The organism is Flavobacterium azizsancarii, assembly GCF_027980145.1.
Lineage (GTDB): Bacteria > Bacteroidota > Bacteroidia > Flavobacteriales > Flavobacteriaceae > Flavobacterium > Flavobacterium azizsancarii.
Window position 1 is genome coordinate 184,254 of sequence record NZ_JAMZNK010000003.1, and the last position, 15,213, is coordinate 199,466.

General features: G+C 33.3%; 16 protein-coding genes. 11 read left to right on the forward strand and 5 right to left on the reverse strand.

The features are described from left to right. Positions 1–175: 175 nt before the first annotated feature. Complete coding sequence (locus NJT12_RS02980; RefSeq protein WP_271334444.1) at positions 176–691, forward strand: hypothetical protein; 516 nt, start codon at positions 176–178, stop codon at positions 689–691. 354 nt (positions 692–1,045) lie between these two features. Here the strand turns inward: NJT12_RS02980 and NJT12_RS02985 are convergent, their stop codons facing one another. The 3 genes from NJT12_RS02985 to NJT12_RS02995 form a co-directional block, all read right to left on the reverse strand. Further along, positions 1,046–2,839 (reverse strand): cytochrome-c peroxidase, encoded by a 1,794-nt coding sequence (locus NJT12_RS02985; RefSeq protein WP_271334445.1) that lies wholly within the window; start codon positions 2,837–2,839, stop codon positions 1,046–1,048. A 91-nt stretch (positions 2,840–2,930) separates the two neighbouring features. After that, the gene (locus tag NJT12_RS02990) at positions 2,931–4,382 is read right to left on the reverse strand and encodes a PhoX family protein (RefSeq protein WP_271334446.1); all 1,452 of its coding nucleotides are present in this window, start codon (positions 4,380–4,382) and stop codon (positions 2,931–2,933) included. A 194-nt stretch (positions 4,383–4,576) separates the two neighbouring features. Beyond that, positions 4,577–5,458 (reverse strand): PPK2 family polyphosphate kinase, encoded by an 882-nt coding sequence (locus NJT12_RS02995; RefSeq protein WP_271334447.1) that lies wholly within the window; start codon positions 5,456–5,458, stop codon positions 4,577–4,579. 213 nt (positions 5,459–5,671) lie between these two features. Here NJT12_RS02995 and NJT12_RS03000 point away from each other — a divergent pair, with 213 nt between their 5' ends. The 9 genes from NJT12_RS03000 (at position 5,672) to NJT12_RS03040 (ending at position 12,095) form a co-directional block, all read left to right on the forward strand. Then, entirely contained in the window at positions 5,672–6,508 is an 837-nt protein-coding gene (locus NJT12_RS03000; protein WP_271334448.1) for a DUF6929 family protein, read from the forward strand. Between the two features lie 177 nt (positions 6,509–6,685). Then, positions 6,686–7,027 (forward strand): hypothetical protein, encoded by a 342-nt coding sequence (locus NJT12_RS03005; RefSeq protein WP_271334449.1) that lies wholly within the window; start codon positions 6,686–6,688, stop codon positions 7,025–7,027. 440 nt (positions 7,028–7,467) lie between these two features. Continuing rightward, positions 7,468–7,968 carry an RNA polymerase sigma factor gene (locus NJT12_RS03010; RefSeq protein WP_271334450.1) on the forward strand — a complete coding sequence of 167 codons (501 nt, stop codon included), beginning with the start codon at positions 7,468–7,470 and terminating at the stop codon, positions 7,966–7,968. A 2-nt stretch (positions 7,969–7,970) separates the two neighbouring features. Beyond that, positions 7,971–8,930, forward strand: coding sequence for a hypothetical protein (locus NJT12_RS03015; protein ID WP_271334451.1), 960 nt, complete (start codon positions 7,971–7,973; stop codon positions 8,928–8,930). A 64-nt stretch (positions 8,931–8,994) separates the two neighbouring features. Beyond that, the gene (locus tag NJT12_RS03020; RefSeq protein WP_271334452.1) at positions 8,995–9,315 is read left to right on the forward strand and encodes a TonB-dependent receptor plug domain-containing protein; all 321 of its coding nucleotides are present in this window, start codon (positions 8,995–8,997) and stop codon (positions 9,313–9,315) included. A gap of 147 nt (positions 9,316–9,462) precedes the next feature. Then, positions 9,463–10,050, forward strand: coding sequence for an LURP-one-related/scramblase family protein (locus NJT12_RS03025; protein ID WP_271334453.1), 588 nt, complete (start codon positions 9,463–9,465; stop codon positions 10,048–10,050). A gap of 112 nt (positions 10,051–10,162) precedes the next feature. Continuing rightward, positions 10,163–10,879 (forward strand): 3-ketoacyl-ACP reductase, encoded by a 717-nt coding sequence (locus tag NJT12_RS03030; RefSeq protein ID WP_271334454.1) that lies wholly within the window; start codon positions 10,163–10,165, stop codon positions 10,877–10,879. Positions 10,880–10,964: 85 nt separating this feature from the next. After that, on the forward strand, positions 10,965–11,474 hold the full coding sequence (locus NJT12_RS03035; protein ID WP_271334455.1) for a hypothetical protein: 510 nt from the start codon (positions 10,965–10,967) through the stop codon (positions 11,472–11,474). 3 nt (positions 11,475–11,477) lie between these two features. Beyond that, positions 11,478–12,095: a hypothetical protein gene (locus NJT12_RS03040; RefSeq protein WP_271334456.1), complete on the forward strand. Its 618-nt coding sequence runs from the start codon at positions 11,478–11,480 to the stop codon at positions 12,093–12,095. A gap of 120 nt (positions 12,096–12,215) precedes the next feature. Here NJT12_RS03040 and mtaB read toward each other — a convergent pair whose 3' ends face one another. Further along, positions 12,216–13,550: a tRNA (N(6)-L-threonylcarbamoyladenosine(37)-C(2))-methylthiotransferase MtaB gene (gene mtaB, locus NJT12_RS03045; protein WP_271334457.1), complete on the reverse strand. Its 1,335-nt coding sequence runs from the start codon at positions 13,548–13,550 to the stop codon at positions 12,216–12,218. Positions 13,551–14,051: 501 nt separating this feature from the next. Here mtaB and NJT12_RS03050 point away from each other — a divergent pair. Then, positions 14,052–14,570, forward strand: coding sequence for a hypothetical protein (locus NJT12_RS03050; protein WP_072961981.1), 519 nt, complete (start codon positions 14,052–14,054; stop codon positions 14,568–14,570). A gap of 102 nt (positions 14,571–14,672) precedes the next feature. On the opposite strand, the gene NJT12_RS03055 is transcribed toward NJT12_RS03050, so the two are convergent. Next, the gene (locus NJT12_RS03055; protein ID WP_271334458.1) at positions 14,673–15,200 is read right to left on the reverse strand and encodes a GNAT family N-acetyltransferase; all 528 of its coding nucleotides are present in this window, start codon (positions 15,198–15,200) and stop codon (positions 14,673–14,675) included. Positions 15,201–15,213: the final 13 nt, after the last annotated feature.

Below are 15,213 nucleotides of genomic sequence, written 5' to 3' on the forward strand. Positions count from 1 at the left end.
AGTCGGCAAAGATAATCAGAAGCTTTGGATTCTTTGATATTATTAAAAACATAAGCAAACATTAAGTCTGTTTACATTCACCCTGAGATTATATAACAATTTCAAAAAATTATATAACAAAGCCCTCAGGCCTTGAAAGTATTTTTACAGTATTAAAAATCATAAAAAAATTGTCATGAGAAAATTACAAATTATATGCCTGTTTGCTTTCGCTTTATTATCTGCCAATACTACTTTCGCTCAGGACACTGCTATTAAAAATTATGATCAGGGTTTTAGATTAGGCTTTGGTGTGAATGGCGGAATACCAACTGACAATGATTACAGATGGTCGCTTGGTGGAGATGTTCGTTTACAATATGATTTATCTAAAAGTACATCGTTGACATTGACTACAGGTTTCACCAATTTATTTATGAAAGATAAAGATGGAGTTGAAGCAAAAGATCTTGGATTTATTCCGGCAAAAGCAGGTTTTAAAGCCTTTATCTGGGAAGATCAATTTTATGTTTTAGGAGAAGTGGGTGCTGGTTTTGCCGTGACAAACGATTATAACCAAACTACTTTTTTATGGGCACCAGGAATTGGGTACGCCAACAAATATATTGACATTAGTGTCCGTTACGAGGACTATAATAAATTTAATACCAATCAGGTGGCTTTACGTTTAGCCTATGGTTTTAAATTATAAAATTTAGGTTTATTTTATTTTTTTGTTTTTGGTATAAACCCGAGAGATCGCATAGTCTCTCGGGTTTAGTTGTTTATATACCTTTGTATGATCGGTAGCTGAAAAATTTTACCGCAAAGAGCACAAAGATGTACACAAATCTCGTAAAGTTATTTGCTGATAAAAGAATGCAAAGTTCAAAAAACAAAACATGAAGATTTACCATCTTAAAAATTAGTGCTAATTCGTAAAACTCGGGGCAAACAGTCTTACTTTTATCCTCTTGCTTCTATTCTCCTTACTCTTTAGTCTTGCTTCTTTACTCTTACTTCTTTACTCTTACTTCTTTACTCTTGCTTCTATCCTCTATTCTCTTTACTCTATTCTCTTTACTCTATTCTCTAAATATCTACTATCCGTCAACGTTTTCATAAAAGCAATAAGTTGCTTCTTCTCCTGATCTGATAAATTCAATTTGTCTTCTGGTAAAGTTTGGTTCGGCACGTCAAATCCTAAACCTCGTCCACCTCCCTGATCATAAAAGTCAATCACTTCTTCCAGAGTTGTATAAACACCATTGTGCATGTACGGAGCTGTAAGTTCTATGTTTCTAATCGTTGGCGTTTTAAATGAATATTTATGAATTGCTGCTTGTGTGATGACAAACTTCCCCAAATCTCCATCGAGTTTTTTAGCTTTATTAGGAGTACCCAAAATTTCACTTTCAGACCGGTCAAAATTTGGAGGAACAGTTCCGTTGGTAAGCGGAATAAAATGACAAGTCGCACATTTGGCTTTTCCGGCAAATAAATTAAAACCTGCTTTTTCATTTTCTGTAAAAGTTGCCCCGTTTTGCATATAAGCATCAAATTTTGAATCATAATGACTCAACGAACGAATATAGGATGCCAAAACATTTTTGATCGCAAATTCGTTGATGCCGCCTTTTGGAAAAGCTTTTTTGAAGTCATTTACATAATCTTGCTTTTTTTGAATTGCCAAAGCCGATTTCTCCAGGGAACCGTGCATTTCGTTTTCGTTTTTGATAACAGCTACAGCCTGATCTTCCAGATAACTTACTCTTGAATCTGCAAAAAATACACGCTGAAATGCAATATTGGTTAATGTTGGCGTATTGCGCTGAATCATCGATTTTCCGTCTAATGCAACTGCTCTTTCCAATCCGTCTGTAAAAGCTTTTTCGGCATGATGGCACGAAGCGCAGGAACGCGTGTTGTTGCCGGACAAAATTGGATCATTGAATAACTTTTTTCCTAAAGCAATTTTTTCGGGCGTAGTCTGATAATCCGCAAAACCAGAGAATGCTTCCGGATCAAAAGCATCTTTATCAAACAATATTTGTGCAGTTACTTTCAGACCTCTTTGCTCTTTCATTAACGGAATTCCTAATTCGGATTGAGTTTTATAAAGACCTTTACTTAACGGATTTAAAATTTCTTTGATAAAATATGCGCGATCGAAAGCATTAAAATTGGTATTTTCTTTTAAATACTTTTTCCCTTTTTCAAGAATCCCGAGTACTTGTTTACTATTCGAAATTGATTTATTTTCCAGATAAAGCTGATAATATTTTTCGATTGCTTCCAGAGATACCAACGCTTCGGGAAGTGAATTTAGTACCACAGGCGAATCAAAACCGGTAATTCCTAATGAGATAATTCGGTATACTTCTAGTCGCATTGCATCAAAAACATGGGCATCTGTCAATTCATTAGAATTTGAAACTTTTTCTAACCGAATTAAATTAGCCGATAAAACACCCAATTCCTGTAACAGTTCTTGCTTACTCTCTTTATTGTATTTTGGAAAAACCAGTTCTTCAATAACCTGAAAACCTTCAGGCGGAACAGTCACTTTATCATTTTCTTCGAACTCAGGGATTGCCGGGCCGTTGATAGATTTAGAAACCGCCGGTGAATAATATTCACTGATCATTTCGACCTTTTTATAACTTTGATGTGCTTCGAGAAATTGTCTCTGAATTTGTGTTTCAGTAGAATCTGATTGTACGGAATATTTAAGTTTGGCTACTTTTTCTATCAATAAAGTAATATCAGACTGAAATAATTCATTGACTTCCTGATGTTTGCTTTTTTTATGGCAACCAATAAATAGTACCAATAACAACAAACAGTATATTTTTTTCATGTAATAACGATTAAAAGAGGAATATTGATAAAAACAGAAACCACTATCTCAAATAGAAATAGTGGATGACTGTTTTATAATGACTTAAAATTTATCTTGCTAAACCTTTAAGTACTAAAATTTGACTTGCCTGATCTTCTTTCGGACGATTAGTTCCTCCGTCAGGACTTAAATATTTTGTACCCGTCCAGGTATGTGGCTGAACACTTAACATGAAAGTATCCGGAATACCAACCTGATCAGAGACATCGATTAAAGCACCATATTCCCAATCTCCAAATTTCGAAATTCCGCCTACGTTATATTTTGCAGCATCGGCCTGAGTGCGACGGTGGTCTAGTTCTACTACAACTTTTAGATCTTTTGTAGCAATATTGTACTGATAAATATAAGCATCATGAGTTTCATCGCCATATCCGTTTGCATCTTCCTGAACGTATACATAATTTTTAGTCACACAAATATTATCCGGGTTTTGAAATTTACCTGCAATTCCAGAGCGGTTATCTCCATCAAGAATTACCTCAAGAGTTCCTTTTAATGGGTCAGCAGCATCAAGATTTAATTTGTAAACTCTGCCGTATTTCGTTCTTGAACCATCTGCATTTGTTCCGGTTGTATTTTGTCCTGTTACATTAAAATATAATTCACGATCTGCAGCAGCGCCACCTTTGCGATAATCTAAATCTTCTACACGACCAAATTTAACTGCTTTCAAAACATTTACAGCTGTATTGATCTGAGCACCGGTTAAAGTAGTATGATTATCAATTTTCACGAAAGAAACTGGATATGTTTTACTCACTTCCATGTCTTTTTCTCTTTGATTGTTATCATTTCTTTTTAGCATGTATAAAGAACCATTGGTCAAATCACCAACAGCATTCGACACATACATAAAAACCTGACCTCCGTAAGTTCCGGAATCATCATCACCAATTACCACTACAGTTTTTCCCTTATAAGCTGTAGCAGGTAATGGCAAAGCATTCTCAGCACTTAAACGGCCAAATCCTGCCAATTCTTTAGACACAGATGCTGAACCCGCACTTCCGTAAGGATCTAAAGCATGTGTACGGGATTCTTCTCCGGATTCTCCACAAGTCAAATAAACAGGACCAAAACCATGCTCTTCTTTTGTTGCCATCGTTGCACCACACAATCTCCAGGTTCCTCCGCTCGAGTTCAACAAATACTCCCCTTTGGTAGGTTTGAATGTTTTGTCAAGTGTAATTCTGGAAACTGCAAAGTTGTCTTCGTTGTTTACTAAAAAAGTAAATGTTCCATCAGTGTTTTTCAATAAACCTGAACCATCTGCAGAACCTCCAAAAACAAATTTTGGACTATCCGGAAAAACATCATCTGAACTAAAAAGAGAATAAATCTTCAGGTTCTCAAAACCTGGTTTTGCCTTCAATAAACTTGGTGTTACAGATTGGTCCTTCAATACAACACTAGTTGCTTCCGTTTCGTCTTTAGAATCGTTATTACAAGATGTAATCAACGAACCCAAAATAATTAGGGGTAAAATAATTCTTTTCATTAGCTAAAAATTGGTTTTATTTTTTTTACAAAGTAAAGCCCTGCTCTTTAACTTAAAATGACTTTCATATTATCAAAAAAACAAGACTACAATTAAAAAGCCAACTAAAGCCTTAAAAAAATTAACATTAATTTAGTACTACAAAACATTCATAAAACTGCAATAACATACAAACAAAAAAAAGAGCCTTATTTCTAAGACTCGTTTTCTAGTTGTTGTTTATAAACTCCAATATTTTCTTTTATATTCTCAGGCAGTTCCGGTTCCTTAATATCTGTATGTTTCTGCATAGTATCCCAAATGATTTGGGCTACAATATAGCGCGCCATCTCTTTATCATCTGCAGGAACAACATACCAAGGAGCATCTTTGGTCGAAGTTTTATTTATCGCCTCTTCATAATATTCCTGATATTCATCCCAATGTCCGCGTTCTTTTAAATCTGCCAAAGAAAATTTCCAGTTATGTTTTTCTTTTTCTAATCGTCGTAATAATCTTTGGCGCTGTTCTTCTTTACTCAGGTGCAAATAAAACTTAAGAACAATAATTCCGTTTTGCGTGATATGCTTTTCAAAATTATTAATTTGTTCGATCCTGTTCTTCCAGAAATCCTTCGGAATGTCCTCAACACTTTCAATTCCCGGTAAATTTTCTGCCAGAATAAATTCAGGATGAACGCGTGTCACCAGGATATTCTCGTAATGCGTACGGTTAAAAATCGCATATTTCCCTTTTTCCGGCAAAGCCATATAATGTCGCCACAAATAATCATGTTCTAACTCAGTCGAAGTTGGCGTTTTGAAACTATGCACCACAACACCACGTGGATTAAACTCTTTGAAAACCTCACGAATCAAACTATCCTTTCCCGAAGTATCCATGCCTTGCAAACATATCAAAACGCCATACCTGTTATGCGCATACATTTTATCTTGCTGTTTGCTTAATTTAGATTGTACTTTATCCAGTTTTTCAATCTTTTCATCATCATCTCCTTTTACTTTCAACAAAGTTGGAATCTTAGATAATTTTATTTTATCTGTAACTTTAAAATCATTCGGGTCTATAGATTTCATAATTTATGAGTTTTTATAATAGTAAATATACTAATTTTACGAAGCATATTCCTGCTATTCATTGTAATACTTTTTCTATAAATTATTTTTTACCAAGCCATAACAAGAGCTTCCTCCGGTCGCTTTGTTCTGTCAGGAAAAAATACAATTTCTTCTCAAAGTATTTTCATTGCTATCAGGGCTGGGCTTTAAGTATTCAAAACAAAACATTTCATGGAAAAATTTACATTAGAAATATTATTTCAAATCATCGGAATCGGTTCGGCATCAGGATTATTTTTAAATAACGATTCACTATATATTATTGGTGATAACAGCGGATTTTTATACGAATACAATATGCAAAATCAGCAATTAAACCAACATGCTTTAATTGACAATCCAACGCAAAATACCCCAAAAAATTTAAAACCTGATTTTGAATCCTTAACGCATCATAACGATACACTTTATGTTTTTGGTTCCGGCTCTACCGAAAACCGAAACAAAATGATTGAGTTTGATTTAAAAAGCAAAACTGTTTTACAGAAAAACAATCTCGTTGATTTATATGGCTTAATGCAAAGTTTTGGCGAAATAAAACCTGAAGATTTCAACTTAGAAGGCGCAATCTTCGATGGCGAAAACTGGTATTTATTCAATCGCGGAAATGGAATCACAAACAAAAACACCATTTTTACCATTCACGCCAAAAACCTGGGAGAAGAATTTGCATTGGTAGCAACCAATTATAAACTTCCAAAAATAAAAGGCGTTCGTTCCAGTTTTACCGATGCCATTTTGCTCGAAGACAAAATTTATTTCCTTTCGACTGCCGAAGACACAAAATCAACCTACGACGACGGAGAAATCTTGGGAAGTTTCATTGGCCGAATCGATCTTAAAACAATGAAAATTGATTTCACGCAAAAAATCACCTCAACCAATAAATTCGAAGGATTGACTTTATATAAAAAATCAAATGATAAAATTGAGTTTTTGCTTTGTGAGGATAATGATACGGAGTTGTTAGAAACGAAGATTTTTAAATTGAGTTTGCCTGTTAAGTAAAACAACTTTGATGAGAAAAATAATTCTTTCATTACTACTAGTTACCATTCTTTTGGTAGCAGTTATTTATTTTATGATTTTAAAACGAGGCAAACAAAAAAAGAAAACTTTGGTACTTTTAATATTAAAGATTTCGATACAAAAAATCAATATTTTAAAACTTTAAGCCCAAAAGATTTGAATCCAAAATCATTTATTAAAGTTTTTAGAGAGAACTATAACAAAGACTCGGCATTCCATTTTGTATCAATGATCGGAGAGTTTCCAGATAAATGGGTAAAACCAAATGATATTCAATATTTAATGTCAATTATGAGATCTAAAGAAAAATGTTGCGGATATATGAATATGTTCTCGTCAACTCTTGTAACTGACAATGGAGAAGTGGGCGGTTTTGCAGTAATTTTTCTGAACTCTTATATTTCTAACACGAAAATTAAAATGGGATTGAATTGTAATCCTAAAACAGATAAAGAATCTATTGAGAAGATAGAAAAATGGTATCAAAAACAAAAATAATCGCATTTCATTTCGACAAAGGAGAAATCCTCATAAGTAGCTAGCCATTTATGGAAGTACTTTGTGTTAGTTTCTTTGGAGATTCCTCCTCCGTCGGAATGCCAAGATTGCGAAAAAGCTAGTGCGATTTCTCCCTTTGGTCGAAAGGACAAAGATTGTAAAAAAATAAGATTACGAAATAATTCATATTAAAATTCCGTAGAGACGCACAGCTGTGCGTCTCCCGCAAAGATTATTTGCCAATAAATAATAAACCGAAGATATACTGAACGAAGACGCACTGCTGTGCGCCTCTACAATAAACCTTTGTTCCTCTGTACCTTTAAACCTTAAAAAAAACTTTTTTTTTAACTCGTCCCAACCTTTTTATCTTTTTAACCCTCTTTAGTATAAAGACAACAATTGTGATAAACGAAACGCTAATTTCTAACTGCAAAAAAATGAACCGAGATGCTCAGCGTCAGGTTTATGAGCACATGGCTCCAAAATTGTATCGCCTTTGCAAACGATACCTCAAAAAGGAAGAAGAAATAGAAGAAGCTATGGCTGATGCTTTCTATACCATATTTACAAAACTGGAACAACTTAAAGAAGTTCTGGCGTTTGAGGCATGGGCGCGAAAAATAACCGTCAACCATTGTTTGGCTACCATCAAGAAAAACACCAATTTCAACATGTATCTTGATGATGTCAAATTGCTTTCGCAACCTTTTACAGATGAGATCAATACATTAGAAGAAGAAGATTTACTCAATTTACTCAATCATATTCCGGATGGCTGTAAAACTGTCTTTAACCTTTTTGTTATTGAAGGTTTCGCGCACAAAGAAATAGCAGCAATGCTTAATATCTCTGAAGGCACATCAAAATCACAATTGAATGCCGCAAAAACCAAGCTAAAGGAATTAGTAAATAAATTGTATTACCAAAAAGTAAAATAGTCATGGACAATCAAGATAAAACATTCGATAAATTTAAAGAAGCCGCAGCAAATTCGGAGCATAAGGAGTTTCCGGGAATGGAGAAAGTCTGGGCTCGTGTTGAAGATAAACTCAATAAAAAAGAAGATAAAAAAGCCATTTCATTATGGAAGAAAATTGCTATTGCCGCTTCGTTTTTATTACTTATTTCCATTGGATTCCAGTTTATAAAATCAGATAAAACAACGATAATTCAAAATCCAAAAGTTGTAGTCAATGACAAAGAAGCTATTAAAGAAACCATAACGGAAAAAGACAATGCAATCGTTTCTTCAGATTCACCAATAGTTCCAAAAGCCGAAGCCATTAAAATTCTGGACAAACAAATCAAACAGCAACAAGGAGTAGCCGTACACGAAGCGCAAGTTTCTGTTGCTAATTCCCCTGTAATAACTGCAGCACCGGCACCATCTAAAATTGGAGCCGAAGTTGTGAGCGCGACTTCCATACAAGATGATTATTCTGTCGATGAAGATAACAGTGCAGCAAAGGACAAAGCAAGTTTTGGTTATTCTAAAACCATAGAAAGAGAATCAGCTAAAATGGCTTATCCTGAGAAACAATCGCAAATGACTAAAAAGAGTGCTCCCTTAATTGTACTGAACGGAAATGCAATATCTCATAGCGACGATACTAAAAGAGATAAAATGATGCAAAATGAGCTTCCTAATTTACAACCTGAAAATGTAGATTCCCTGGTAATTCTAGATGCTCCACTTTATATTATTGATGGCGTTTATTATTCTGAGGATGATTTATTCGGCAAGAATCCAACAAGTCCTTATGCACCCTTAAACAAACAGGAAATAAAAACCATAACAGTTCTTCAGGATCTCGAAGCGACATCAAAATATGGAGAAAAAGGTAAAAAAGGAGTTGTAATTATTACCACAAAAACAGGTAAACCAACTCCTGAAAAATAAAGAAAAACCAAAATTTTAAAACTTTGATAAAGATAACGCCAATCATTTATCTAAAATTATCATCATGAAAAACGTAAAATTTATTTTGCTAGCACTTTCTATGCTTATATGTTTCGTAGTAAAAGCACAGGAAAAGACAACGACAAAAGATACCTTACACTCAATTTTAACTAATAAAGTAGTAATCTGTGCACCATCCAGACTTCTTATAAATGAACCATTAACTATTCTGGATGGAGTTGTAATTGATTCTAAACAATTTTCTGGACTGAACCCAAATGATATTGAAAACATTAAAGTTCTCAAAGGAATTGATGCAACTTCTATTTATGGAAATAAGGCGATAAATGGAGCGATAGTTATTACAACAAAAAAGAAAAACTAATAAGGTGATAGGTTTTAATTTGTAAAGCTTTATTCCAAATTTAATATCCTATTACCTGCCAATATTTTTCTACATTTGAACTCCTTTTGAAAATCCTTCAAAATTTACTCAGGTAAAAATATTTACAAATCAATTTCAAAAAAAATAATGAACCCTATATTAAATCAGAATCTATTTCTTGTAAAAGAACATATCGGAATGTTTAAAGCGGCTAATAATTATGACATTTATGATCCTGCAACCAATCAGATTATAATGAATTGCAGAGAAAACAACTTGGGTTTCTTTACAAAAGTATTTCGTTTTACTGACTACAAAAGAATGACGCCTTTTGATATCGAAATCACCACTGCTTCGGGAGAAAAATTAATTTCAGTAAAACGCGGTATTGCATGGTTTCGCTCGACTGTTGAAGTTTTTGATGAGAAAGATCGTTTGGTGGGAACATTTAAACAAAAACTATTGTCTATTGGAGGAAAGTTCGAAATTCTGGACCAAAACGAAAGAACTGCCGCAACTCTTCAGGGAAAATGGACTGGTTGGGATTTTAAATTCAATCATGAAAATAAACAATTGGCTCAGGTCAGTAAAAAATGGGCAGGAATGGGTAAAGAGTTTTTTACCAGTGCTGATAATTATGTATTAAAAGTCGAAGAAACCGTTGCCACGGATAGTCCGCTGAGACAATTAATCCTTGCAGCTGTTATGTGTATTGACATGGTACTCAAAGAATAAAAAAGTTGTTAAACTTAGATTAAGAAAATAACTGAAAGCATCGTTTTAGGAAGCAAAAACTGTATTTTTGTGTAACTAAAATGATGCTTTTTGCATTTCTAAAAAATAAATCATGACAGACTTAAAAAATAAAAATGCCCTAATTACCGGCGCAGGAAAAGGAATTGGAAAAGCAATTGCGATTGCACTTGCAAAAGAAGGCGTGAACGTAATTTTAGTTTCAAGAACCCAGGCTGATGTTGATCAATTGGCTGATGAAACTGCTGCTTTAGGCGTAAAATCTTTAGCTTTATCTGCTGATGTTTCTGACATTAACTCTATCAATAATGCGGTAGAAAAGGCTTTGGCAGAATTTAAAACTATAGACATTTTAATTAATAGTGCAGGAATTGCTTCTTTCGGAAAGTTTCTGGAATTAGAGCCGGACGCTTGGGAAAACATCATTAAGGTTAACTTAATGGGAACTTATTATACAACTCGCGCCGTTATCCCTAATATGATCGAAAGACAAACTGGCGATATTATCAATATTTCTTCTACAGCCGGATTAAACGGAAATGCATTAACAAGTGCTTACAGTGCTTCAAAATTTGCTGTTTTAGGCCTGACTGATTCTTTAATGCAGGAAATGAGAAAACACAATATTCGTGTTACAGCATTAACACCAAGTACAGTAGCAACTGATATGGCAAAAGATTTAAACCTGACAGATGGTAATCCAGATAAAGTAATGCAGTCTGAAGATGTTGCGGAATTAATCATTGCTCAATTGAAATTAAGCCGTAGAGTTTTTATAAAAAACAGCAGTATCTGGTCTACAAATCCTTAAAAAAATAAACAAATTTCAATCTCTAACAAACTTTGTCAAAGTTTAAAACTTTGACAAAGTTCATAACAGCCTTAATAAAAACCAAATGGAACAATATTTAAGACAATTAATTGCAATAGAATTTACAGATAAAAAAGAACTTTTTACCGGTTTTCTTATTGACTACTCTGACGATTGGATTTTACTAAGAAACAATCCTGAAGATTTTATATTAGATGGTTTTGTAATTCTGAAAAACAAAAATATCGAAGCCGTTCACAGAGATCAAGATCTTGAATTTACAGAAAAAGTTATTCGCCTTAAAGGTCTAAAAACAAATGCCGAAGATATTATTCCGATTAGGGATTTAAGCACTATCCTAAATTATGTAAATACTAAATATGGTATTTTTCAGATTTCTAAAAAATCTGCAAAATCAGCCTATTTAGGGAAACTTATAGAATTGAATGACGAAGAACTGACCATCGACTTTCTGGACATAAAAGGTCAGTTTGGTGGCGAACTGAGTTTTAATCCGGAGAAAATCAGAGTTATTGAGTTTGATACGGATTATATTAATTCTTTGAAATTGGTGATTCCGGAAGGTCAGAAATAGAATATGAATAAACTTATTATCTTACCCGCATTATTTCTCTTGGTTTCCTGCTTTCAGAAAAGCAAAACTGAGGATGTAAATCCTGAAATCTCAAACAAAGATTCTGTTTCCGTAAAAACGGAAAGTACAACTTCGCAAGAAGAAAAAACAAGTAAACTTTTGGTGGGTACAAAAATCGAAGGTGATTTTGATGGTGACGGGAAAAATGAGTTTGCGACTGTTACAAAAACAAAACAAGGAGAAGGAAATCCTATAGAAGACGGAACTCCGGACGAGTATACGATTACTTTTAGCAATGCATCCTTAAAACCGATACCTATTAATTGTTGCGAAGCGACTCTTATTAATGAAGGCGACTTAAACAATGATGGAAAAGATGATTTTTCAGTTTTTCAGGCTCCTATGAACGGATGCAATTATTCTATGACGACTTACTCTTTACAAAATTCAGAGTGGAAACAAATTATAGAAACTTTTTCAGTTCAAACAGGCTGTGATGGATTTACAAATGAGGACTTGCAAAACAGAATTTTTATCGAAAACAAAACGGTCTATAAATTAGAAACAGATCCTAATGATGAAAGTTTAAAATTGATTCGGAAAAAAAATAATTTGAAATAATTTATTCTAAAATACAATTAACAGTCAACTTTGACAAAGTTTTCGAAAACAGAAAAGCCCTTTCTAAAAAAAAGGGCTTTTCTGTTTTTTGTCAGAAATGACAACTATCTTAAATATACACTATGCCTCTGCCAATTTATTCAAAAACTCTAAACGAACACTTCCGTCTTCGTCGATTTTTGTCAGATTGATTTCATGTAATGTGTTTACTAATTCAGGATTCCAGGGTGTTTTTACTTTTACGTAATTTTCTGTAAAACCGTGAATGTATCCTTCTTTATTTTCGCTTTCGAACAAAACAGTTCTGCTAGATCCCAATTGACCTTCGTAAAAAGCACGACGTTTTTTAACTGATAATCCGCGTAACATTTTACTTCGTTTTGCTCTCACATTTGCAGGAACAATTCCTGGCATATTGGCAGCTTCTGTATTGTCTCTTTCTGAATAGGTAAATACGTGTAAATAAGAAATATCCATTTCATTAAGAAAATGGTAGGTTTCTAAAAAGTGCTCATCAGTTTCACCTGGAAAACCAACAATTACATCAACACCAATACAAGCATGCGGCATTACTTCACGAATTTTATTTACTCGTTCTGTATAGATTTCACGCAGGTAACGACGTTTCATTAGTTTTAAAATATCATTACTTCCTGATTGTAGCGGAATATGAAAATGAGGTACGAAAGTGCGGCTTTTAGAAACGAACTCTATTGTTTCATTTTTCAGCAAATTAGGTTCAATTGATGAAATTCGCAAACGCTCAATTCCATCCACCTTATCTAAAGCCTGAACTAAATCAAGAAATGTATGCTCGTGTTTTTTGTTACCGAATTCTCCTTTTCCGTAATCACCAATATTTACTCCGGTTAAAACAATCTCTTTTATATTTTGAGCCGAAATTTCTTTGGCATTTTGAAGGACATTTTCTAAAGCATCGCTTCTGGAAATCCCTCTTGCTAACGGAATCGTACAATAAGTACATTTATAATCGCAGCCGTCCTGAACCTTTAGGAAAGCACGGGTACGATCTCCAATAGAATAACTCCCAACATAAAAATCAGCTTCAGAAATTTCGCATGAGTGAACTTCACCCATGTCGTTTTTACTCAAATCATTAATATAATCGGTAATTTTAAACTTTTCGGTAGCACCCAAAACTAAATCAACACCATCAACTGCTGCTAATTCTTCAGGTTTTAGTTGTGCATAACAACCTACTGCTGCAACAAAAGCCTTATCATTCAGTTTCATTGCTTTTTTTACAACCTGCTTAAATTGCTTATCTGCATTCTCTGTAACAGAACAGGTATTGATGACATAAATGTCTGCTATTTCTTCAAAATCAACACGATCAAAACCTTCATCATTAAAGTTTCTGGCAATTGTAGAAGTTTCTGAAAAATTCAGTTTGCAACCAAGCGTATAAAAGGCAACTTTTTTTCTATTTTCCATGGGAATAAACTACGTTTTAAGTAGTAAGATATTATATTTACATCTCTTTTAAAGAGTTTGCAAATTTACGTACAATATTCTTTAAAATAAAATCAATAATACACTATATATCAATATTTTGAACGAAACATGTATTTCAGGACTTCATAAAAAAACACAAATAAACCTTAAGAGCAATTAATAAATTTTATCTGCAAAAAACTGATACTTTTTTTTCAATAAGAATAAATTGACAAAATCATCGATTAAATGCAAATAACATCGATTAAATACGTTTTTCACAAGATTAAATTCAAATTTTCTTACATTTAACTTTGTTTAAATCATTTTTAAAGGTAATTTCACTTCCTTAAAAATGTTTCTATAAATTTTTATTATTTAAACAATAAATTGCTCATAACAATTTTGATTTTCCCTCGTTATGTTGTTGTTTTGTTGTTATAAAAAATGGGAAGGCCGAAAACCAGAAAGAGTAGGCAAAATTATAAATTAAAAATCCATATGAAAGCATTTTTACCCACAATCTGCTTGATGTTCTTAACCCTTTTTAGCTCGCAAGCGCAAAATACTGCTCCAGCTGCTAATCCATTTCCTTCTATTAGTACATTGACAACTTGGGCGAGTTTAAACTCTCAATCTCAATTTGATATTGCAATTCGTGCGGTTGGATTTAAATTTGAAGTAAAAGAACCGAGTGAAGGCTCGACTGCTTACACTTATATTCGTAAAGTAACTGTAAATGAAGTAAATTATACTGATAGAATTGTTTACAGAATTACTAATAATAATTCAGCAAGTATTATTTCTTTAGTAACAGCTTCTACTGATTTAGTGAGCTTATACACACCACAATTGTCAACTTTTAAAAATAACAATTGCAAAACTGAAATGTCTAAAGACAAAAATACTACTTGTACTTGTTACGAAAGTGCCAATTTTGCAATCGATCTTTGCGATGAACGTGTTAAACTGACAATGGGTGACGGAAATAAATATTTTGTTTCTGTAGCTAAAAAATAATATCTAACTTAAGTATTAGAAACTACGAGCTGTTTTCTAAATCTTTGTAAATCTTAACGAGATAAGAGTACAAAGATTTAGAACGCATTTCCTAGAATAATTTTATAAGTTTGGACTTTTTAATTCATACCAAACTTCCAACTCTCCTTCATATTCAAAAGAGTTTACATACTGCAAACCCAACTTTTCTAATATTCTTCTGGAGTTTTCATTCCCTTCATCTGCATACGCATAAAGTGTTTCTACTTTCATTACATTAAAAGCATAATCTATAAAAGCTTTTCCAGCTTCAGTAGCATATCCTTTTCCCCAATGTTTTTCGATAAAACGATATCCTATTTCATAAAAATCTTTATGATTGTTGATTTCATTTGTAATGAATTTTATTCCTGACCAACCTATAAAATCTCCGGTTTCTTTTAGAATAACCGCCCAACGGCCTGCGTCAAAATCTTTGTATTGCTGTTGAATATTTTTGATATGAGAGCGACTTTCGTCAATATCTTTTACCGGTTTTTTACCAACAAAAACATGTACGTTAGGGTTAGAGTCTAATTCAAACATTCCTTTATCATCTGACGCTGTCAATTCTCGTAAAATCAAACGTTCGGTTTCTATTGGTTCTCTCATCTCAAATAAATTT

What these genes read in the sequence shown, in the direction of transcription:
- NJT12_RS02995 (WP_271334447.1), bottom strand. Translation starts at nt 5,458, where the DNA reads ATGAAATCTATAGACCCGAATGATTTTAAAGTTACAGATAAAATAAAA.
- NJT12_RS03055 (WP_271334458.1), bottom strand. Translation starts at nt 15,200, where the DNA reads ATGAGAGAACCAATAGAAACCGAACGTTTGATTTTACGAGAATTGACA.
- NJT12_RS03000 (WP_271334448.1), top strand. Translation starts at nt 5,672, where the DNA reads ATGGAAAAATTTACATTAGAAATATTATTTCAAATCATCGGAATCGGT.
- NJT12_RS02980 (WP_271334444.1), top strand. Translation starts at nt 176, where the DNA reads ATGAGAAAATTACAAATTATATGCCTGTTTGCTTTCGCTTTATTATCT.
- NJT12_RS03030 (WP_271334454.1), top strand. Translation starts at nt 10,163, where the DNA reads ATGACAGACTTAAAAAATAAAAATGCCCTAATTACCGGCGCAGGAAAA.
- NJT12_RS03010 (WP_271334450.1), top strand. Translation starts at nt 7,468, where the DNA reads ATGAACCGAGATGCTCAGCGTCAGGTTTATGAGCACATGGCTCCAAAA.
- mtaB (WP_271334457.1), bottom strand. Translation starts at nt 13,550, where the DNA reads ATGGAAAATAGAAAAAAAGTTGCCTTTTATACGCTTGGTTGCAAACTG.
- NJT12_RS03050 (WP_072961981.1), top strand. Translation starts at nt 14,052, where the DNA reads ATGAAAGCATTTTTACCCACAATCTGCTTGATGTTCTTAACCCTTTTT.
- NJT12_RS03040 (WP_271334456.1), top strand. Translation starts at nt 11,478, where the DNA reads ATGAATAAACTTATTATCTTACCCGCATTATTTCTCTTGGTTTCCTGC.
- NJT12_RS02990 (WP_271334446.1), bottom strand. Translation starts at nt 4,382, where the DNA reads ATGAAAAGAATTATTTTACCCCTAATTATTTTGGGTTCGTTGATTACA.
- NJT12_RS03035 (WP_271334455.1), top strand. Translation starts at nt 10,965, where the DNA reads ATGGAACAATATTTAAGACAATTAATTGCAATAGAATTTACAGATAAA.
- NJT12_RS03020 (WP_271334452.1), top strand. Translation starts at nt 8,995, where the DNA reads ATGAAAAACGTAAAATTTATTTTGCTAGCACTTTCTATGCTTATATGT.
- NJT12_RS02985 (WP_271334445.1), bottom strand. Translation starts at nt 2,839, where the DNA reads ATGAAAAAAATATACTGTTTGTTGTTATTGGTACTATTTATTGGTTGC.
- NJT12_RS03015 (WP_271334451.1), top strand. Translation starts at nt 7,971, where the DNA reads ATGGACAATCAAGATAAAACATTCGATAAATTTAAAGAAGCCGCAGCA.
- NJT12_RS03025 (WP_271334453.1), top strand. Translation starts at nt 9,463, where the DNA reads ATGAACCCTATATTAAATCAGAATCTATTTCTTGTAAAAGAACATATC.